This window comes from uncultured Microbacterium sp., from assembly GCF_947488465.1.
GTDB lineage: Bacteria > Actinomycetota > Actinomycetes > Actinomycetales > Microbacteriaceae > Microbacterium.
In genome coordinates this window covers 198,878-219,086 of the sequence record NZ_CANKZA010000004.1, presented here as the reverse complement: position 1 = coordinate 219,086, position 20,209 = coordinate 198,878, and the positions used below count along the sequence as shown (strand labels likewise).

The following is a 20,209-nucleotide window of genomic DNA, read 5'->3' as shown; positions in this document are numbered from 1 at the left end:
CGCGGGGCGCGCGGGCGGCCACCGGTCGTTGGGTGAGGGAGCGAAGCGACGAGACGATACGTGCCCAGTCAGGTTCTCAGGAGATGTGCGCGGAGCCGGATCGGTGAGGTCGTGACGGGTCTCCACCTCATGGACGCGTCGAACCAGACCGGTGCCATGACTTCGGGGACGCCCCGGTTCATCCGAATCTTCCACCCGATGCGGTCGAGGAAGCGGTGGTGGAACCAACACAGCAGCACCCCGTTGTCGGTATGAGTCGGGCCGCCGTTGGCATATTCGAGGACGTGATGAATCTCGCACCACGCGGCCGGGGTTCCACAGCCCGGGATGACGCATCCGCCGTCGCGGAGCGCGATCGCTCTCCGCTGGTGCCGGTTGAAGACACGTTCGGTGGTGCTGATCTCGACGATCTTCCCGTCCCGGCGGGTCGTGACCCGTTGGATCGCACCAGCACACGCGATGTGCCGGGCAACAGTGATCGTGATCGGTTCCGCGCACCCCTGCGCGTACGCGTACCCGGTGTCTGATGCGAGATCCTCGGCAGTGACCGACACGACAAGGGTCGGCGCGTGCCCACCGATCGTGGGAAGGAGACCGCTGGACGCGGCGATTCCCAGCACGGCCGCGAGCGCGTCATGCTGCTGCTGCGCGTGCGTGCGGTCATCGAGCGGCGCGATCAACCGGCCCTCAGTGTCCCGTTCACCGTCACCTGGTGTGAACGACACTTTCGGCGACAGGAGGGCATCCCAGATGGTGCGGAGTTGCGCGGCGACTTCGGGGAGTAGGGTTCCCCGGATCGGGACACCCGACGGCGTCGCAACACCAAGCGTCACTGCACGTTTGCGGATCGCGGCTCGCTCCCGCGGTTCCGCCCCGTCTTGATCGAGCGCGATCGCCCACGTCTGCGCATGAATCTTCAATAGTTCCGCACACGCCGGCGGCGCCCCGTCGGGGCCTTCCCCGCGCGCTTCGGCGACGACCATGTCGGCTGCGTCCCGCCGCGCGGCGACAGCCACGCGCGGCGCCGTTGATTGCAACGGGTCGGTGATCGCCAGAACCCCGTCGACGCCGAGCACACCGGCGAGCATCGCGTCACGCACCGACGGAAACGCCGAGTCGAGATGCTCGCCGGTCGTGTCCGACAACGTGGGTCGCACGGCCTTCGCCCCGCGTTGCGCCCTCGCGGCGGCCTGCGAGCCGAGCCGGGTGATCTTCTGGACGAGTTCGGCGACGTCCCGGCATCCGAGGTGCGATGTCATCCGCGCGTCGCGCTCGGGGAGCTCCGAGCGCCGCATGACTTCACCGACCGCATCGAGCAGGAGCGCGTCCGCGAGCCGACCGACCTCGGCGACGAGCGCGAGTTGCTGCGCCAATTCTGTTTCAGTCGCCCGTTCGAATGCCCGGTCGTCGACCCCGTTCCGCAGCACTTCGCGGACCTGCGCCCGCAGGTTCTGAAGCGGCGTGGTGAGGAGATCCATACCCCTATTCTGCCGAGGGGTTCCGACACTTAGCCGGGCGAAAAGACCAGATCGAGAGAGGAAAAAAACCGACGGCGATGAGGGTTTTCTCATGTCGAAACGGCACCGACCGAGGAGGGTTGGCGCACCGCCTTTCGGCCGCGCTTCGGCGAGCGGGTCTGGGGATCGTCACTGCCGGAGCTGCACAGCACTAGCTCATAACTAAGCGCGCCAATCGGTCGGCTTCAACGAAACCCAAGCGCGCCTCGACTTGGGATCAAAGTTCCTCACTGGCACCACATCAACTAGTAGAAATCGACGACTGACATCACTCTCGTTGTCTGCTTGTTGAGCGACGGATAGGAATGCATTTCTAGCGGATTGATGAGGTAGCCGGTCGCGTCGATCGTGCTGAGCGATTCGAGCTCGCTGCCTTTTGCCCACGCGGCGGCAAACTGTGCCGGAGTATCGATTGCGTATGCAACTGTGCATTCGCCGATCTGCCCCATCACGATTTGCGCAGATTCACCGTTGATTGTGAGCGGCGCTGGTAACCAAAGCATGTCATTCATAGCCGCATCGATACCGGAGTTCGAGAGCAATTGCGCCCGCTCCAGCGAATTCGCAGCCATGAGTGCGGATAGTTGGGCGTCCCGCTCATCCATCCATAGACCCGACGTTACCAACGCACGTCCCGCCGGGGCTGAGGCTGCCAGGGTGACATCCCGGGCAGTCTCAGTGACTGGGCCGTTCCAGCCATATAGCCACCGCACAGTGTCGTTCTCGGAACGATGAAATCGCGCCTCGAGGAGCGGATACGTTGGCGGGTGGTAGCCCTCCATGTTATTTGGAGTAGTAGCCCGCACAGTAGCTGTACGTATTGGCCGGGTTGCTGAGAACAGCTCGGTAAGTTGACTTGCCCGTCGAGACGGCAGTGAACGGGACGTTAGCACCGCCACTATTTGAGGCATTCCCCTGGGCCAACAGCGACCCGTTCGGTCCGTACACGTTAATCAGTCGGTACGGATAGCTGGGTGGAAATACCGTGACGCCAACGCCAACCGCACGAATCTGGGTTCCGTTGCGCACTAGCTGCACCTGGTCGCCGCATGCCGGTGTCGGTTCGCGGAAGGGAACGATGGTCAGCTGCGAAGCGCTCGACGCTCCACCAACGACGCTTGCGCTCGTGGATGCTTGCGCCGGGTATGCACTGAAGACTGCGACTGCGACCATCGTGAGGCCGACCAGCCCGGAGGCGATTCTGGCTTTCATGTCATCTCTCGTCCTGCGACCAAGGTTCGCCGCTCGATCGCGAGCTTAGGTCGGTCCCCGCCTGACCGCCTGAGCCTATCGTCTACATCTTGGATCGTCGCCCGCATCTCACGCTTTGACGCGTGCGAATGATCGGCCGGCCAGTTGTAGAGCTGCGGCGTGCGGGTTTGGGATCGTCACGGGCGGTGCTGCACAGCACTAGCCCACAGCGTACGTCTTTCTGTGAGTGACTTTGATCGGTTCTCACTGACCATCGCACGATGGCTCACCAACGTCTACGACGAAGACAACCCGGCCAAGAACTACACCACCCCAGGGGACGTCGCCCCGCCGCCGCGGGCCGCCATCGCGCGAAACCGCCCGTATGTCCGATTTCACCGCCCAAAAGCGGCCACACGCGAGGTTTCGCGACGGGGGTGAGGGCTACGCGCGTGGGCGCTGCGCAGGCGGCGCGCGCCTCCATCGCGCGGGTACCGTCGCGTTGCGGACCCTCTCGCGCGAAACCGCCCGTATGTCCGATTTCACCGCCCAAAAGCGGACACACACGAGGTTTCGCGACGGGGGTGAGCGCAGGGGGTGTCGGCGGGGGCGTGCGCGGGCGGAGCCCGGCGCGGCAGGATGGATGCATGAGCATCGAGGTATGGGCACCGCGGGCCGAGCGAGTGCGGCTGCGCCGCCCGGGTCACGACGACATCGATCTGACCCCGAGAGACCGCGGGTGGTGGGGCGCGGAGGTCACGCTCGTGGCGGGAGACGAGTACGGTTTCGTCCTCGGCGCCGGTGACCGCGTGCTGCCCGATCCCCGTTCACGACGCCAGCCGCAGGGTGTGCATGCGATGTCGGCCGTCGACGATCCGGCCGCCTTCGCCTGGACCGACGGTGACTGGCGCGGCCGGCAGCTGGCCGGCGGCGTGATCTACGAGCTCCACATCGGGACCTTCACGCCCGAAGGCACGCTCGATGCGGCCACGTCGAAGTTCGCGCACCTTCGCGACCTCGGCGTGACCCACATCGAGCTCCTCCCGGTCAACGGCTTCAACGGCACGCACAACTGGGGCTACGACGGCGTGCTCTGGTACACCGTGCACGAGGCCTACGGCGGGCCCGAGGCGTACCGCCGTTTCGTGGATGCCGCGCACGCGGAAGGTCTCGCGGTCATCCAAGACGTCGTCTACAACCACCTGGGCCCCTCCGGCAACTATCTGCCCGAGTTCGGTCCGTACCAGCGCGACGCCCACGGCACGACCTGGGGTGCGAGTCTCAATCTCGACGAGCGGGCCGTGCGCGACTACATCCTGGACAACGCACGCATGTGGCTGAGCGACTTCCACGTCGACGGATTGCGGCTGGATGCCGTCCACGCGCTGCACGAATCTCCCGACAGCCCCACGCACATCCTCCGTGAGCTCGGCGAGGTCGCCGATGCCCTGAGCGCGCACTTAGGCCGTCCGCTGTCGCTCATTGCGGAAAGCGACCTCAACGATCCCGTCATGATCTTGCCGCGCGAATCCGGCGGACACGGCCTCGCCGCCCAGTGGGTCGACGACTGGCATCACGCGGTGCATGTCGCCGTCAGCGGCGAGACCGACGGGTACTACGCCGACTTCGCGGCCCTCCAGGCGGTGCCCAAAACCTGGACCGGTGGATTCTTCCACGACGGGACGCTGTCGACCTTCCGCGGGCGCGAGCACGGCATCCCGATTCCGCCCGAGGTGCCGTCGTGGCGGCTCGTGACCTTCGCGCAGGATCACGATCAGATCGGCAACCGAGCCGCCGGCGACCGGCTGTCGGCGACACTCTCCCCGCAGCGACTCGCGGTCACGGCGGTGCTCACGATGACGGCGCCCGGGACGCCGATGCTGTTCATGGGGGAGGAGTGGGGTGCGTCCACTCCATGGCAGTTCTTCACCTCGCATCCCGAAGCCGAGCTCGCCGCCGCGACCGCCGCGGGGCGGAAGGCGGAGTTCGCCGCCATGGGCTGGGATGAATCCGTCGTCCCCGATCCGAACGATCCCGCCACGTTCCTCCGGTCGAAGCTCGACTGGGCCGAGATCGACACGGAGCCGCACACCGAGCTTCTTGCGCTGTACCGCCGGTTGGCGCAGCTGCGCCGCGCGTACCCCGGCTTCACCGACCCGCGCGCCGTGAGCCGAGGGGCAAGCGTGGCGGATGCGATCGGCGGTCGCGTCTACGAACTCGAGCGGGGGGCCGCGCGTGTCCTCGTGAACCTCTCCGAGGCGCCGTGGAACGTCGCGCTCCGCGCCGGAGAGACGGTGTGGCTGGCCACTGAGGCGCTGGTGGCAGCATCCGGAACTCTCGTGATCGTGCCCGATTCGGCCGTCATCGTCGGGCCGGAGGATGCCGGTTCTTAACGGCGTGTATCAGGTGGGTCTGGCAGGACTCCTCTGGGTATGGCCACAATGGGGGTTATGACCGTCACCGACCCGCCGCACGTCCGCGGCGCATCGGGCGACGATGCGCGCGCGGGTGAGTCGGGGTCGATCTGGCAGCGCGCGTCTGCGGCGTTCACGCGGTGGCGTCAGGGTGACGCGCGCGCGATGGATGATCTGGTGCGCACGATGACGCCCGTGCTCTGGCACGTCGTCCGCTCGTACGGCCTGGAACGAGCGCTCGCCGAAGACGTCGTGCAGACGACGTGGATGACCTTCCTCCGCAGCCACGAGCGGATCGTCGACGCCGCCGCGATTGCCGGCTGGTTGACGACCTGTGCCCGCCGTGAAGCCTGGCGGACCGCGAAAGCGCATCAGCGTGTACGTCCCACTGAAGACGACGAGCTCGAGTCGCGACTGCCGGTGGCGGAATCGGCCGAAGAGCGTGCCCAGGCTGCCGACGTCGATCACCGGCTCTGGCGCGCGGTCGAGACCTTGGATGACCGGTGCCGACGGTTGCTGCGCATCGTCGCGTTCGAGGAGCGCCCCGACTACGCGCGCATCGCGGAAGACCTCGCCATGCCGGTCGGCTCGATCGGACCCACCAGGCAACGGTGCCTCGGCAAAATGCGGGCGCTGCTGAGCGCCGATGGATGGAGGGGAGACGCCGATGGCCACTGACGATGCCGTGTTGTTCCGCGCGCTGCGCGACACGTGGCAGCAGATCGACCCGGTGCCGGACGACCTCATCGACCGCATGATCGTCGCTGTCGCGACCGCTGACCTCTCCGCCGAGTACGCGCTTCTGACTCTCGTCGTCGACACGGATGCCGTTGCTGTCCGCGGTGAGACCGACGCCCTCACGCTGCAGTTCACCGACGGCACGGCCAGCGTCCTCGTGCATGTCGTGACCGACGAGAAGAACCGTCGCCGCATCGACGGCTGGGTGGACGCCCCGGCAACCGAGATCACTCTTGTGCAGGACGACGAGACCTGGACGATGACGCCCGATCACGGTCGCTTCTCGTTCGAGGACATTCCCGCGGGGATGTGTCACGTGCGGGTGCTTCTGGACCGCACGGCCGAGCCCGGGGCTTCCGCCGAACTGCGTACGCCCCGGTTCGATGTGTGATGCACCGGTCCGCGCGCCGCGCGGACGGTGCCGATGAGGGGATGATCCATGCCTGACGACACCCGCGACCCCCGCCCGCCGCAGCCGAAGGGATGGTCGTGGCGCGATCGCGCGCGGGGATCGGTGATCTCCGGCGTGGTACTCGACCCGGGCGCCGAGCCGCTCGACGGCATCGAGGCCTTCCAGACCGCGTACGTGCCGCATCGGCTCCTCATCAGCATCCCGCCCGGCGACACCGGCCTTGAGAGCCTGGAGGGACCGTACGCCCGGGTGCGTGCCGCGGCGCGGGCGTTCGGGTGGGATGCGGTCGCCCAGCGCCTCGACGGTGCCGAACTGGCGGAGGTTCCCGAGGAACGCGTGCCTGGCGCGCCGCGCGTGCTCCGCGTGCAGTTGACGACGCCGGATGAGGTCGCCCGCGGAGTCTCGCCGTCTCTCCCCGATGCATGGCGCGTGCTCCAGCGTGTTCGCCGGACCGCGCTGGACGCCGTCGGCGAAGGTGCAGACGTCGGCGCCGCGCTCCGGAAGGCGGGAGCGGACCGTATCGGGCTCGACCACATCCTGACCCTCGATCCCATCGGGGTGAACCCGTTCATGAAGACCAATCCCTTCATGAAGACCAATCCCTTCATGAAGACGAACCCGTTCATGAAGACGAACCCGGTCGACGAGTACGGCTCGCGTGGCTCGGGTGGGCGCCAGCCTGTGGCGTGGGTCGGGCCCGGACCGACCCGGCCGCCGGTACCGGAGGGTCACCGACGTGCCGTCGTGGCGGTGCTCGACACCGGAGCCGGCGCTCACAGCTGGCTCCCCGACGACATCGTAGACCGCCGCGTCACGGTCGACGGCCGGGTGGTCGGCCTCGACGACGAGGCGAACCCGGAGATCTATCCCGACCTGTACGGACCGCTCGACGGACAACTCGACGATGTCGCCGGCCATGGGACGTTCATCGCCGGAATCATCCGGCAGGCCGCGCCCGCCGCCGACATTCTCGCCATCCGCGTCGCCGACGCGCACGGGATGGTGGAGGAGTCGAGCCTGCTCGCCGTACTCGAGGATCTCGCGCTCCTCGCGTACCGGGCGCGGCACGGCAAGGACGGCGGACGCCCGATCGACGTCGTGAGCCTTTCGCTCGGGTACTACCATGAGACGCCGCAGGACGGTTTGTACACCCGCGACCTGTACGACCTGCTCGCTGTCCTTCGCGGACTCGGCACGACGGTCGTCGTCTCGGCGGGAAACGATGCGATCGACCGCCCCACATTCCCCGCGTCGCTGTGGCCGTGGCCCGGGGCCGACAATGGCCTTCTCCCCGATGGCGGTGCCGCCCACCTCAGCGTCGGCGCCCTCAACCCGGACCGGCGCACGACCGCGCTGTTTTCGAACGTCGGGCCGTGGGTGCGGCTCTATGCGCCCGGCGCCGCGGTCGTCAGCACGATCCCCGACTTCTTCGGGGGCGTCCAAGCATCCGCTCGCGACGACGAGTACGGCCGCGAGCGCCTCACGATCGGACCCGAGGACTATCGCGGCGGTTTCGCCGTGTGGAGCGGCACCTCCTTCGCGGCACCCCTCGTGGCGGGGCGAATCGCCGCACGCCTCGCGGAGGGGGCTCTCCTGTCCGCCGGAGAAGACAGCGCGGTGGCGGCCGCGCTCGCCGCAACCCGGGCTGTGCTGGCCGGCGACGACGATTAGGCGCGCTCGCGCGGGAGGCGGCCGGCACGGCATGCTGGGGGGATGACGTCCCCCGACGAGCGCGAGTATGCGCGCGGGCTCGACTTGGCGGCGCAGCGGCGTTTCGCCGAGGCGATCGTCGTGCTCGACACCGTCGCGGCCGAAACAGCCGACCCCGATCTCCACGCGCGGGTCCTCGGAACGCGCGCGTACGTCTTCACGCAGACTGGTCGGTCTGGGGACGGCGAGCGCGATTGCCGTGCGGCGCTCGCCGATGACCGTATCAGCGCGCACACGCGCGGTGTCGTCGCCGGGCAACTCGGCAGTGTCCTCGTCAACCAGGGGCGCCTCGACGAAGGACTCGAGTGGCTGGGGCGTGCGATCGACACGATCCCGGATGATCCGCTTGCGGTCGCGAACCTGCGGGTCAACCGCAGTCTCATCCACATGCAGCGGCGTGATCTCGCCCAGAGCGCCGCCGATCTCCAGGCGTCGCTCCCGGTCTTCGCCGAACATGGCTCGGCATCCGATCTGGCCGAGGCGCAGCACAACCTGGGCTACGTCGCGCTCCTCGAGGGCGACCTCGTTCGGGCGATACGCGAGATGGCCACTGCCCGCCCGGTGCTGGCGGCGTTGTCGTCGGCGAACGCGGCCATCTGCGATGCCGACCGTGCCGAGGTCCTCCGCGACGCCGGTCTGGCGACGGAAGCCGAGCGGGTGCTCGCCGCTGCCGCCGCGTCGTTCGGTGCGGACGGGATGCCGCAAGCGCGCGCCGAGGCGGAATTGCGGCTCGCGACCTCGCTCGTCCGGCACGATCCGGTTCGGGCAGAGCGCGTGGCGCGCACGGCAGCCCGGCGATTCCGCGCGCTCGGCTCGCGGTCGTGGGCGACGAGGGCCGACGGTGTGCGCTTCCGTGCGGCACTGTCAGCCGGGGGGATGGACGAGTCCGGCCGCCTCCTTCCGATGCGCCGCCGCCGCCCCGACGACGCCGAGGTCGACGCGGTGGCGCGGGCGCTGCGCCGTGCCGGATTCACCGGCGAGGCCACTGCCCTGCGACTTGCCCGCGAACTCTGGCGTGCGCGGTATGGTGCACGCGGCGGGCGGATGCCGCCGATCACCGATCATGCGTCGCTGGATGTGCGCCTGCTCGCCCGGGAGGTGCGTGCGCGTCGCGCGGAACGCACGCGCCCGGCGCGCGCCCGCGCCGAGGCCGCTGCGGGGCTCGCAGAACGGGGGGCGGGACGCACGGCATCCGGCAGCCTCGACCTGCAGACCTCGCTTGCGATGCACGGCCAGGCGCTCCTGCTCGCGGGGATCGACTCGGCGGTCGCATCGGGCCGCCCCGACGTCATCTTCGAATGGTCCGAACGTGCCCGTCTCCTCAGTCAGCAGGTCGTGCCGGTGCGGCCCCCGCACGACCCCGCACAGGCGGCCGACCTGTCCGAATTGCGGATGCTGCGCGCCGACCTCGCCGGATCCGACTGGCTCGCCGACCCCCGCGTGATCGCACTCGGCGCGCGAGTGCGCGACCGGCAGTGGCAGACCGCCGGCGCGGCACGCGGTGACGCCGTCGACACACGCCTCGATCTGGATGCTCTCCGCGCGACGCTCGCTCCGGACACCGCGGTGCTGTCCTACGTCTACGGGACGGCAGGACTGCGGTGCCTGGTGGTCACCTCCACCGGGGCATCCGTCGTGTCGCTACCCGGATGGGAGACCGCGCGCACGGTCATCGCAGGGCTGCGGGCCGACCTCGACATGACCGCCACCGTGCGCACCGGTCCGCTGGCGGAGGTCATCCAGCGCTCCCTCCAGGAGCGCCTTGCCGTCCTGTCGCGCGCGCTCGTCGACGAGCCGGTACGTATTGCGGGCGTCCGCCGGTTGGTCGTGACCGCGCCGGGCGTCCTTGCCGGCATCCCCTGGAACATGGTGCCCGGCCTCGCGGAGTGCGCGCTGACGCTCGCCGGATCGGCGTCGCGGTGGGCGCTGACAGAACCGCAGCCGCTGCGCACCGCGGCATTCGCCGTGGGCCCGCGGATCGACCGCGGCATCGAGGAGGTCACGACGGCCGCCGCTGTCTGGGACTCGCCGCGCCTTCTCCTCGGACCCGCGGCGACCGTCGAGGCCACCTCGGCCGTGGCGGGAGAGGCGGATGTGCTCCATATCGTCGCGCACGGACGGCACGCGGCCGACAACCCCCTGTTCTCGGGTCTGGAACTCAGCGACGGCGTGCTGTTCGGCTACGACATTGACCGCATCGCCGCCATCCCGCGCACCGTCGTGCTCTCGGCGTGCGAAGTCGGGCGGTCGGCCGTGCGCTGGGGAGAGGAAGCGATCGGTATGACGCGGGCGTGGTTGCATGCGGGCGCAGACTGCGTCATCGCCGCGCCCGTCGTGGTCGCCGATGACGACGCGAGCGCGGTGCTCAGCGCCCTGCACAGCGGCCTCGCCGCCGGCCGGAGCCCCGCCGAAGCGCTGGCTGCCGCCCAGGCGGAGACCGGCATCCTGACGGCGTTCCAGTGTCACGGCGCAGGGCTCTGAAAAAACCCCGGCGATGTATCAGGGTGCCGCCGGGGTGCTCCTCTCTTGTGAACGACAGAGACGTGAGCGTGGGGGACGCGGGGCGTCGCACCTGTGGGGGAGGACAATCCGTCGTTCGAGAAGTCCGGAAGCTGGGGGCGACCGGTCTTCGGGCCGGCGGATGCGGGGGCTCCGCCGGCCTTTCTCTGCCCGCGACCGGCGTGTCAACCCGTGGCGAGAAGACGTCGGAGTGCCTAGCGTCGGGGTATGAGTGACACACGTGTGCATCGTCCCGCCGACCTCGGCCGCCAGATCGGGGTGATCTCCGCCGTGGTCTTCATGATCATCGCCGCGATGGTCGGGACGGGACTCTTCGGTGGCACGAACGTACGCGAGCTGCAGGGGGGCGCGCTCGACGCCGATGCCACCTACCTCGCTCCCGCCACGCAAGCCTTCAGCATCTGGACCGCCATCTACATCCTGATGGTGGCGTACGCGATCTGGCAGGCGTTTCCCGCGCAGCGGAGTCGGGTGCGTCAGCGCGCGGCCGGATGGTGGGTCGCCGTCACGGCTGTCCTCAACGGCGGCTGGCTGCTCGCTGCGCAGTTCTTGAACCTGCCGATGACCGTGATCGCGATCGTCGTCCTTCTGATCGCGCTGGCGGTGACGATCCGGGTGCTGACCGTGCAGCCGAGCGAAGGATGGCAGGATGCCGTGTTCCTCGACCTCACCGTGGGGCTGCACCTCGGCTGGGTGGCGCTTGCGACGGTGGCGAACGTCACCGCCTGGTTGACCGCCGAGGTCGTGCCGGCCTCCTGGGGTGATGCCGCGGATTTCTGGGGCATCGCCGTGCTGCTCGTCGTCGGGTTCATCGGCATCGCCCTTGCTCTCGGCACGAAGGGACGCCTTGCGCCCGCCATCGCCATGTCATGGGGTCTCGCCTGGATCGCCGTGGGGCGGTCGACCGGTGAGCCGCAGTCGCTCCCGATCGCGATCGCCGCAGGAGTCGTCGCCGCCGTCGTGCTTCTGGTGGCGGTGGCCATCCGCCTTATTCTGGCGCGCAGCACCCCGGATTGACCCTCGTCGAGGTTGCCCTCGCCCGTGCCGCGCGTGTCCCACTTTGGGTAGGGTATGTCCCACTTTCGGCAGGGTGTGTCCCACTATTGGCTGGTTTTCGCGGCCCAAAGCGACCATAAGTGGGACATGCCCCCGTGCCCCGGGCCCTCGGTGCCGCTCGCCAGGCCGCCGGCATCGCGGCGAGTCAGTAGGTCTCGGCGAAGGCGCGCAGGATCCGGGGCGGCTCGGTCAGCGACGACGCGAGAACCTTCGCCGCGATGCGGTCGTAATCGCCGGCGGCGAAGTAGCCGTCATCGCGGTACACGGCCATCCGCTCCGTGAACGCCTCGGCCGTAGGCTCCGGGTGGAACTGCGTCGCATAGAGGCGGTCCCCGATTCGATACGCCTGCACGGGGCAGTCGTCGTTGCGGGCAAGGAGGACAGCGCCCTCCGGGAGCGTGCCGGTGCCCTCCTTGTGCGCGGTCAGCGCCGTGAACATGTCGGCAAGTCCGCCGAACAACGGATCGCGGTGCCCCTCGTCGGTCAGGGCGATGCGGGCGGGCCCCGTATCCTCCGGGTACGCGCGCGTGACCTCGCCGCCGAGCGCACGGGTCACGACACCAATTCCGAAGCACGTGAACAGGGCCGCCGTCTCGGCCGCCGCGGCGCGGCGAGCGATGCGCGCGAGGTCCGCCTCGAGCCGCTGCTGTGACGCGTTCTTCGACGATTCGGGATCGCTCACGTTGAACGGGCTCCCGCCGACGACGAAGCCGCGCCAGCGGTCCCAGGCATCCGCCGGCAACGGCTCGTGCACGAGGTCCCAGCGCTCGAGAGTCGCGTCACGCATGGCGGTGCGGAAAGACGCGAACTCGGCCTCGGCCGCACCCTGCTGCGGGCGAGCGCAGATGTAGACCAGCGGTGCCATGGCGTCGAGTCTAGGCGTGTGGATGCCGCGCGTCACCGCGACGAGTTCGCCGTCCGGCCACGGACGATGCCGACGAAGGTGTCGACGAGCACATTGTCGGCGTCGGCTCGCCAGGCGATCGCGACGGGGGCGAGCGGACCGTCTACCAGCGGTCGCCACGCGGTGTCTTTGCGGTGGTGCAGGCGGGCGAGAGACATCGGAACGATGACGATCCCGATGCCGGTGGCCGCGATCGCGATCGCGTCTTCGGTCGTGTCGGGCGGAGCGAAGGCGGGGAGGCCGGCATCCGGCACGGGGGGAGTGAGGACCGCGTCGCGCGGCACGATGACTACTTCGCCCGCAAGGTCGGCGAGGTCGAGCTCGTCCGCAGCGGTCAGGTGCGAGTCGGCCGCACAGACCACGACGGCCGTTTCGTCGTAGAGCGCGATGACGTTCAGCCCGTCGCGATCGATCGGCACCCGCACGATCGCGACGTCGACACCGCCCTCGACGAGCGCGGCGTGCTGATCGGCCACGCTCAGCGGCACGAGCTCGAGACGTGTTCCCGGCATCCGTTCGTGCCAGCGGTCGATCCAGGTGCCCGGTGTCGCGCCGGGGGTCGCGCCCAGCCGGAGTGGACCGGTCGGCAGCGCCGGGGCGGCGGGCTCGGGGGGCTTCTTCTTCGCCGGGGTGGGCTTTTTCGCGGGCCGGGCTGCCGAGGCTCGCACCGGTCGGCGACCGCCGCGCCGGGGGCTGCCGCTCGTTTTCGCCATGGTGTCAGCGTAGCCGCGGGTGAAAGCGGTCACCGCTATGGTCAGAGCATGGTGCCGATCATCGCAACCGTCGTCGCGGCGCTCGCCGCGCTCCTGCACGTCTACATCTTCGTGATGGAGTCGATCCAGTGGACGCAACCTCGCGTGTGGAGGCGGTTCGGGGTCGCCGATCAGAATGCCGCCGACACGACCCGGCCGATGGCCTACAACCAGGGCTTCTACAACCTGTTCCTCGCGATCGGCGTGGTCATCGGGCTGACACTCTTCTGGGCCGGGGAATCCGGCACGGTCGCCGATGTCGCCGGGCGGACGCTCCTGCTTTTCAGCCTGGGATCGATGGCCGCCGCTGCGCTCGTGCTGATCACGAGCGGTGCGAAGTACCTGCGACCGGCGCTCATTCAGGGCACGCTCCCGCTGATCGGGTTCGTCCTGTTCCTCTTCGCCTGAGGCGGCTGAGACCGCCCCAGGTTTCAGGCGGCGAGGCGAAGACCGCGCTGGTCGGTCGCGACCTGCTCGCCGTCCGCGACCTGCTCGTCGTCGCCGATGAGCGAGTCCCCGGCCACCCGAGCGCGGGCTCCGATGAAGGCGCGCACCCCGATCTTCGCGCGGGCACCGATCGCCGCGCCGGCGCCGATGTGGGCGTGCGGGGCGATCTCGGCCTCCGGGCCGATGACGGCATCCGGCTCGACCCAGACGCCGCGGCCGATGTGCGCACCGGCCGCGATCTGCGCTCCGGGTTCGACATAGGCGCCCACTTCGATGAGCGCGGTCGCGTGCACTTTGGCGCCTTGCGCGATGAGCCCTCGCCCGTTCGCGTGCTTGCGATAGCGCAGCGTCTCGCCGTGGTCGTTCTCGATGTCGATGTAGTTCTTGCCCACTGAAACCTCCCGAGATTCAAGACAACGGCGTGCCCTGCCGATTCATTCCCGCGCATGCGCGCGAGTAGGCTCGCCGGGTGAGTACGCCCGACTCCGACGCCGTCGACCCGACGACCGGCCCGTCCCTGGTCTTCGACGGCAAGGCGAACGCGCACTCCGTAGCCGAGGACATCCTGGGTATTCTCACGGGGACGTTCCTCGCCTCACTCGGACTGCATCTGCTGCACGCGTCGGAAGCAGTCACGGGGGGAACAGCGGGCTTGTCCCTCCTGATCGGCTACGCGACGGGATGGCCGTTCTGGGCGCTGTTCGCGCTGATCAACGTTCCGTTCGCCTTGCTCGCGGTCTACCGGCGCGGGTGGGATTTCACGATCCGCACGGTCGTCTCGATCGGCCTCGTTTCGGGACTCGCCGTCGTCCATGACCTGTACTTCCCGATCTCCGACATCCAGCCGCTCTACGGGACTCTGGCGGGTAATCTGCTCGCCGGTGTCGGGGTGCTGATCCTCTTCCGGCACCGCTCGAGCATCGGTGGCATCAACATCATCGGACTCGAAGTGCAGGACCGCACCGGCTTCCGCGCGGGCTGGACCATGATGATCTTCGATCTGCTGATCATCGTGGCGGCGTTGCTGGTCGTGCCGTGGCAGAGCGTGCTGATGAGCGCAGCCGGAGCGATCCTCCTGAATCTCGTGCTCGCACTGAATCATCGCCCGGGCCGGTACCTCGGGCACTGACCGTCAGGTCTGGCATCGCGGGCACCAGAACACGGTGCGCGTGCGTGTCGGATCCGCCCCGAGCGACGTCCGAAGGATCAGCGTGCCGCAGCGCCGACACGGACGCCGGTCGCGGCCGTAGACCCAGGTCTGGTGGCCGCGGCGCGCGTCGCCGGTGAAGGTGCGCGGAGTGCGATCGCGATTGGCGCGGATCATGCGGGCGCCCGTCTCGACGAGAGAGGCAGCGTCGACGGCGGTCGCAGGTGTCGTCGGGAGGATGCCGCGGACGAAGAGCAGCTCGTTGACGTATTCGTTGCCGAGTCCGGCCAGGTGCCGCTGATCCAGGAGCGCGACGTGGATGGCTCGGGTGTCCGCGCCGACGCGCCGCGCGGCTTCCGCGGCATCCCAATCGGGTCCCAGGAGGTCGGGGCCGAGGTGGCCGACGACGCGGGCCTCATCCGCCGTGGGGAGGACCTCGACCATCGCGAGATCGAACCCCACGGCGTCGGCGCCGGTGACGCCGACGATCGCGCGGGCGCGGAATGCGGCGTTTCGCCACCGCTCGCCGGGCGCGTAGACGTGCCACTCGCCCTCCATCTTCAGATGGGAGTGGAGTGTCATCTCGCCGATCCGCAGGAGCAGATGTTTCCCTCGCGGGACGACCTCGTGCACGCTCGCGCCGACGAGGTCGGCGGTGGCACTCCCCGGCACGCGGATGTCGAAGCGTGTGACCTCGCGGCCCGCCAGCGCCTCGTGGAGGCGGCGCGCGGTGCGGAAGACGGTGTCACCCTCGGGCATCGTCGTCTCCGCCGTGCTCAGCCACGTGCCGGGGCCTTGCGGAGGGTGAGCCCGCGCGCAGACTCGACGAAACCGGCATCGCGGAGGGCCCGCCCGGCCGGAGTGCCGTAGACGAAGGCGCCCGAGACCTGCTCGATCGTGAGGGTCTCCAGGCGCCGGGCGCGCGCGGTCTCGACGAGACCCCGCGCCGCCGCGGCCAGCAGAGGCTCATCGTCGGTGAAGGCGAGGGCGGTTTTGCCCCCGCGTTCGAGATAGAACACGAGTGAGCCGTCGACGAGCGTGACGAGTCCACCGGCCTTGCGCCCGGGACGGTGGGTGATCCCCTCCAGGGCCGGCCAGCCGAGTGCGGCCCCGTACGGGTTCGCGGGGTCGGTGGCGGCCAGTGTGACGGCGTGGAGCGGGGCCGGGTCGGGGAGCCCGGCGAACGTGCGGAGGCGATCGACGGTCGCCGAGGCGGCGAACTGGGCGGCGCCCAGCTGCTCGATGAAGTAGCCCCGGCGGGCGTGGCCGGCATCCTCGAACCCGGCCAGCACCCGGTATGCCTGCGCGAAACCGCCCGCGGCGCCTTCGGCCTGCACAGAACCGCGAGTCAGGATGCCGTAGCGCTCGAGCAGGAGACCCGCCGATGCGGTGGCACGGATCGCCGGATCGCTCTCGGCTGTGGGCAGCATCGACCAGCGTCCGCCGATCAAAGGCGGACGCTGGGGTGCCGCGGCGCGCGGCGTCACAGCGAGCGACGTCCCGCGGAACATGCGCGCCCGCGGTGTGCGCCGGGCGGTCCGGTGGGCCTGCGAGCCCCCGGCGAGGAGTGCGCGGACGGGAGCGAATGTGTCGTTGGTCACGCGGCCCGTCCAGGTCAGGTTCCAGAGCGCATCGATGACGGCCTGCTCGGACTCCGCTGCCGTCATCGCGCTGAGCTGGGCGGCGAAGTACGCTCCACCGCCGGCGAGGGCTGCGAGCAGCTCCTGTTCCAGGGGTATCTCGGGTTCGGCCTCATCTGGCGCCGCCAGCGTCAGGGGCGCCGTGTCGATCGGGTGGAGCGCGATCCAGCCGTCCCGACCCGGGAGCGATCCGTGCCCCGACCAGATGACCTCGCCGGTCGAGGTGAGCTCATCCAGGAGCGCGGGCGTGTAGTCGGATACCCGAGACGGGAGGATGAGTGACTCCCAGGCGCTGGCGGGGAGCGGGATGCCGGCAAGCTGCTCGATCGTCGCGAGCGTGCCGTCGATGCCCTCCAGCCGCCGTCCGTCGGCATGCTGCCAGACCGGCAGGAAGCGCGCGAACGCCTCGGGGGAGACCGGTTCGACCGTGCCGCGGATCGCCGCGAGCGAGCGGAGACGCAACCGGCGCAGGACCTCGGTGTCGCACCATTCCAGGTCGCCGTCACCGGGCGCCGAGGCCGCGAGGAAGAAACCGCTCGTCAGGCGCCCCTGCGACTCGAGCCGCTGCAACGTCTGGCGCGCGACGGCCGCGCCGATTCCCAGGCGCTCGGCGACCGCGGCGGTCCGGAACGGCCCGTGCGTGCGGGCATGCCGGGCGATCAGATCGCCGAGGGGGTCGGGGAGCGGCTCGAGGAACGCGGTCGGGATCCCGACCGGCAGCGCGATCCCGAGCGCGTCGCGGAGGCGGCCCGCATCCTCGATCGCGGCGACCCGGTCGGTGCCGGCGATCGTGACACGGATCGCGCGTCGCGCGGCAACGAGTTCCTCCAGGAGCGTGTCGGCGACCGGATCGTCTCCTTCGAGGCGTGCGGCGGTGTCGTCGGCGTCCAGGGGGCCGAGGATACGCAGGAGATCGGCCACGCCCTCGAGGCCGCGTGCCCGCCTGCTCGGATCGAGGCGCTGGGCCTCGCGTTCGAACTGGGCGATGACCCCGGGGTCGAGCAGCTCCCGCATCTCGACCTTGCCGAGGAGCTCGGACAGCAGCGCGGGGTCGACGGAGAGCGCCGCCGCGCGCCGTTCCGCGAGCGGCGAGTCACCTTCGTACATGAACGCGCCGACATATCCGAACAGCAGGTCGCGAGCGAACGGCGACGGCTGGCTCGTGGTGGTCTCGACGAGGCGGATGCCGCGGTCACCGATCGAGCGCGCGATCCGCAGAAGCGCGGGAAGATCGTACACATCCTGGAGCACCTCGCGGAGCGTTTCGAGGATGATCGGGAAGGTCGGATGGTTCTTGGCGACCTCCAGCAACTGGGCGGATTTCTGCCGCTGCTGCCAGAGGGGAGAACGCTTGTGGGGGTTCAGTCGGGGGAGGAGAAGTGCTCGCGCGGCGCACTCCCGGAACCGCGACGCGAAGAGGGCGGACCCCCCCACCTCGTCCGTGACGAGCTGTTCGAGCTCGTCCGGTTCGAAGACGAACAGTTCGGCGCCCGGAGGTTCGGTCTCGGCATCGGGCACGCGGGCGATGATCCCGTCATCGCTCGCGACCGCCGAACCTTCGACGCCGAGACGCTCACGGATGCGGGCGTTGACGGCGAGCGCCCACGGTGCGTGCACATGCATGCCGTACGGGGAATGCAAGATCACCCGCCAGTCGCCGACCTCGTCGCGCGACCGCTCGACAGTCAGCGTTTTGTCGGTGGGGAGGGTGCCGGTGGCTTCACGCTGTTCGGCGAGGTAGGCCAGCAGATTGCCGATCGCGTTGTCGTCGAGCCCCGAGCCACGCAGCCGTTCGGTGGCTTTCTCGGGGGTCGCTGCGGCGACTTCGCGGGAGAATTTTCCGAGCGCCTCGCCGAGTTCGGCCGGACGCCCCAATCCGTCACCGTGCCAGAAGGGCAACTTGCCGGGCTGGCCGAAGGCGGGCAGGACGTTGACGCGATCGTGGGTGATTTCCACGATCCGCCAACTCGTCGTGCCGAGCGTGAAGATGTCGTTCACCCGCGATTCGTAGACCATCTCTTCGTCGAGTTCGCCGACGCGGGCATTGCGTGTCTCGCCCGCGACGAACACACCGAACAGGCCGCGGTCGGGGATCGTCCCGCCGCTCGTGACGGCAACCCGCTGCGCCCCGGGCCTGCCCGTCAGTGTTCCCTGATCGCGATCCCACACGACCCGCGGGCGGAGCTCGGCGAATTCGTCGGAGGGAAAGCGGCCGGCGAGCAGGTCGAGCGTGGCCTCGTACGCCGAGCGGGGAAGAGCTCGAAACGGTGCCGACCGCGTGACGGTCTCGAACCAGCCCTCGACGTCGATGGCCCCCAGTGCGCAGGCGGCGATCGTCTGCTGCGCGAGAATGTCGAGCGGATTCTGTGGAACCGCGATCGCCTCGATCTGCCCGGCCAGCATCCGTTCTGTGACGACGGCCGTGTGCAGGACATCTCCGCGGTGCTTCGGGAACAGCGCCGCACGGCTGACCTCGCCGACCTGATGGCCCGCGCGCCCGACGCGTTGCAGGCCGGATGCGGCGGACGGTGGTGCCTCGACCTGGATGACGAGATCGACCGCACCCATGTCGATGCCGAGTTCGAGGCTCGACGTCGCCACGACGCAGCGCAGGATGCCGGACTTCAGCTCGTCTTCGACGATCGCGCGTTGCTCTTTCGACACCGACCCGTGATGCGCCTTGGCGAGCTCTGGCGGCGCACCCGCGGATGCTCCGGCTTGCGCCATCATCGCCGCCGGCACCGTTCGGACGGCCGGCTCCGTGCCGAGTCGCTCGGCGTAAATCTCGTTGAGTCGGCCGGTGAGGCGTTCGGCGAGCCTCCGCGAGTTGGCGAACACGATCGTCGAGCGGTGCGCGAGCACGCGGTCCACAATCGCCTCTTCCACGTGGGGCCAGACTGAACCGGTGATCTCCGTCGGTCCGGGCGCCGCGAACCACTCGCCGTCGCCGTCCGGCGATGCGTCTGGTGTGTCGGTGCCGGGCGGAGGCGGCGGATGCAGCATGTCGTCCATCGGGACGACGACCGACAAATCGAAAGCCTTCGTCGCGCGCGGCGCCACGATCTCGACAGGGGCCGACCCGCCGAGGAAGCGGGCGACCTCGTCGATCGGACGGACGGTCGCCGACAGTCCGATGCGCTGTGCGGGCTTCTCCAGCAGCGCGTCGAGCCGCTCGAGACTGACGGCGAGGTGGGCGCCGCGCTTGGTAGCGGCGACCGCGTGGACTTCGTCGATGATCACGGTGTGGATGCCGCGCAGCGTCTCGGCGGCCTGGCTCGTGAGCATGAGATAGAGCGATTCGGGCGTCGTGATGAGGATGTCGGGCGGATCGGTGACGAGCTTGCGTCGATCCGCTGAGGGGGTGTCGCCCGAGCGGACCCCGACGGTGAGCTCGGGCAGAGGATCGCCGAGGCGCCTCGCCGACTGGCCGATGCCGACGAGCGGCGAGCGGAGGTTGCGCTCGACGTCGACGCCGAGCGCTTTCAGCGGTGAGATATAGAGCACGCGGGTGCGCGGCGCGGCATCCTTCTTCTTCGGCTTCGTGTCGATCGGGGCATCGCGCCGGTCGTGGAACACCCGGTCGATCGCCCAGAGGAAGGCCGAGAGCGTCTTACCCGAACCGGTCGGGGCGACAACGAGAGCGTGCTTTCCGCCGGAAATCGCCTCCCAGGCTCCCGCCTGCGCGGTCGTGGGCTGGGCGAACGCGCCACGGAACCAGTCCTGCGTGGCAGGACCGAACCGCTCGAGGACATCGGCCATCT

Annotated in this window: 15 protein-coding genes; 8 read left to right on the top strand and 7 right to left on the bottom strand. The window is 69.4% G+C overall.

From position 1 onward, the window contains the following. Window positions 1–68: 68 nt before the first annotated feature. Complete coding sequence (locus tag Q0653_RS10535) at window positions 69–1,478, bottom strand: HNH endonuclease signature motif containing protein (RefSeq protein ID WP_298944538.1); 1,410 nt, start codon at window positions 1,476–1,478, stop codon at window positions 69–71. Between the two features lie 284 nt (window positions 1,479–1,762). Then, complete coding sequence (locus Q0653_RS10530; protein WP_261606306.1) at window positions 1,763–2,122, bottom strand: hypothetical protein; 360 nt, start codon at window positions 2,120–2,122, stop codon at window positions 1,763–1,765. A gap of 1,233 nt (window positions 2,123–3,355) precedes the next feature. Here Q0653_RS10530 and treZ point away from each other — a divergent pair. From treZ to Q0653_RS10500, 6 genes are all read left to right on the top strand, one after another. Continuing rightward, window positions 3,356–5,101 (top strand): malto-oligosyltrehalose trehalohydrolase, encoded by a 1,746-nt coding sequence (gene treZ / locus Q0653_RS10525; protein WP_298944537.1) that lies wholly within the window; start codon window positions 3,356–3,358, stop codon window positions 5,099–5,101. A gap of 57 nt (window positions 5,102–5,158) precedes the next feature. Next, complete coding sequence (locus Q0653_RS10520; RefSeq protein WP_298944536.1) at window positions 5,159–5,800, top strand: sigma-70 family RNA polymerase sigma factor; 642 nt, start codon at window positions 5,159–5,161, stop codon at window positions 5,798–5,800. Continuing rightward, a complete protein-coding gene (locus Q0653_RS10515) occupies window positions 5,790–6,251 on the top strand; it encodes a hypothetical protein (RefSeq protein WP_298944535.1) in 462 nt (153 codons plus the stop codon). The genes Q0653_RS10520 and Q0653_RS10515 overlap by 11 nt, the downstream gene beginning before the upstream one ends. Before the next feature lie 48 nt (window positions 6,252–6,299). Beyond that, window positions 6,300–7,943 (top strand): S8/S53 family peptidase, encoded by a 1,644-nt coding sequence (locus tag Q0653_RS10510; protein ID WP_298944534.1) that lies wholly within the window; start codon window positions 6,300–6,302, stop codon window positions 7,941–7,943. A 42-nt stretch (window positions 7,944–7,985) separates the two neighbouring features. Then, window positions 7,986–10,463, top strand: a complete 2,478-nt coding sequence (locus tag Q0653_RS10505) for a CHAT domain-containing protein (RefSeq protein ID WP_298944533.1) — start codon at window positions 7,986–7,988, stop codon at window positions 10,461–10,463. 246 nt (window positions 10,464–10,709) lie between these two features. Then, a complete protein-coding gene (locus tag Q0653_RS10500; RefSeq protein ID WP_298742043.1) occupies window positions 10,710–11,519 on the top strand; it encodes a tryptophan-rich sensory protein in 810 nt (269 codons plus the stop codon). 184 nt (window positions 11,520–11,703) lie between these two features. On the opposite strand, the gene Q0653_RS10495 is transcribed toward Q0653_RS10500, so the two are convergent. Next, window positions 11,704–12,423 carry a GMP synthase gene (locus tag Q0653_RS10495; protein WP_298944532.1) on the bottom strand — a complete coding sequence of 240 codons (720 nt, stop codon included), beginning with the start codon at window positions 12,421–12,423 and terminating at the stop codon, window positions 11,704–11,706. A 32-nt stretch (window positions 12,424–12,455) separates the two neighbouring features. After that, window positions 12,456–13,175, bottom strand: coding sequence for a LysR family substrate-binding domain-containing protein (locus Q0653_RS10490; protein WP_298944531.1), 720 nt, complete (start codon window positions 13,173–13,175; stop codon window positions 12,456–12,458). 48 nt (window positions 13,176–13,223) lie between these two features. Between Q0653_RS10490 and Q0653_RS10485 the strand changes: the two genes are divergently transcribed. After that, a complete protein-coding gene (locus tag Q0653_RS10485; protein WP_298944530.1) occupies window positions 13,224–13,622 on the top strand; it encodes a DUF1304 domain-containing protein in 399 nt (132 codons plus the stop codon). 23 nt (window positions 13,623–13,645) lie between these two features. Here Q0653_RS10485 and Q0653_RS10480 read toward each other — a convergent pair whose 3' ends face one another. Further along, window positions 13,646–14,053 (bottom strand): transferase, encoded by a 408-nt coding sequence (locus Q0653_RS10480; protein WP_298944529.1) that lies wholly within the window; start codon window positions 14,051–14,053, stop codon window positions 13,646–13,648. Window positions 14,054–14,130: 77 nt separating this feature from the next. Here Q0653_RS10480 and Q0653_RS10475 point away from each other — a divergent pair, with 77 nt between their 5' ends. Then, window positions 14,131–14,790: a YitT family protein gene (locus Q0653_RS10475; protein WP_298944528.1), complete on the top strand. Its 660-nt coding sequence runs from the start codon at window positions 14,131–14,133 to the stop codon at window positions 14,788–14,790. Between the two features lie 3 nt (window positions 14,791–14,793). Here Q0653_RS10475 and Q0653_RS10470 read toward each other — a convergent pair whose 3' ends face one another. Further along, window positions 14,794–15,567 carry a DNA-formamidopyrimidine glycosylase family protein gene (locus tag Q0653_RS10470; RefSeq protein ID WP_298944527.1) on the bottom strand — a complete coding sequence of 258 codons (774 nt, stop codon included), beginning with the start codon at window positions 15,565–15,567 and terminating at the stop codon, window positions 14,794–14,796. A gap of 17 nt (window positions 15,568–15,584) precedes the next feature. After that, a complete protein-coding gene (locus Q0653_RS10465) occupies window positions 15,585–20,207 on the bottom strand; it encodes an ATP-dependent helicase (protein WP_298944526.1) in 4,623 nt (1,540 codons plus the stop codon). Between the last annotated feature and the right edge of the window lie 2 nt (window positions 20,208–20,209).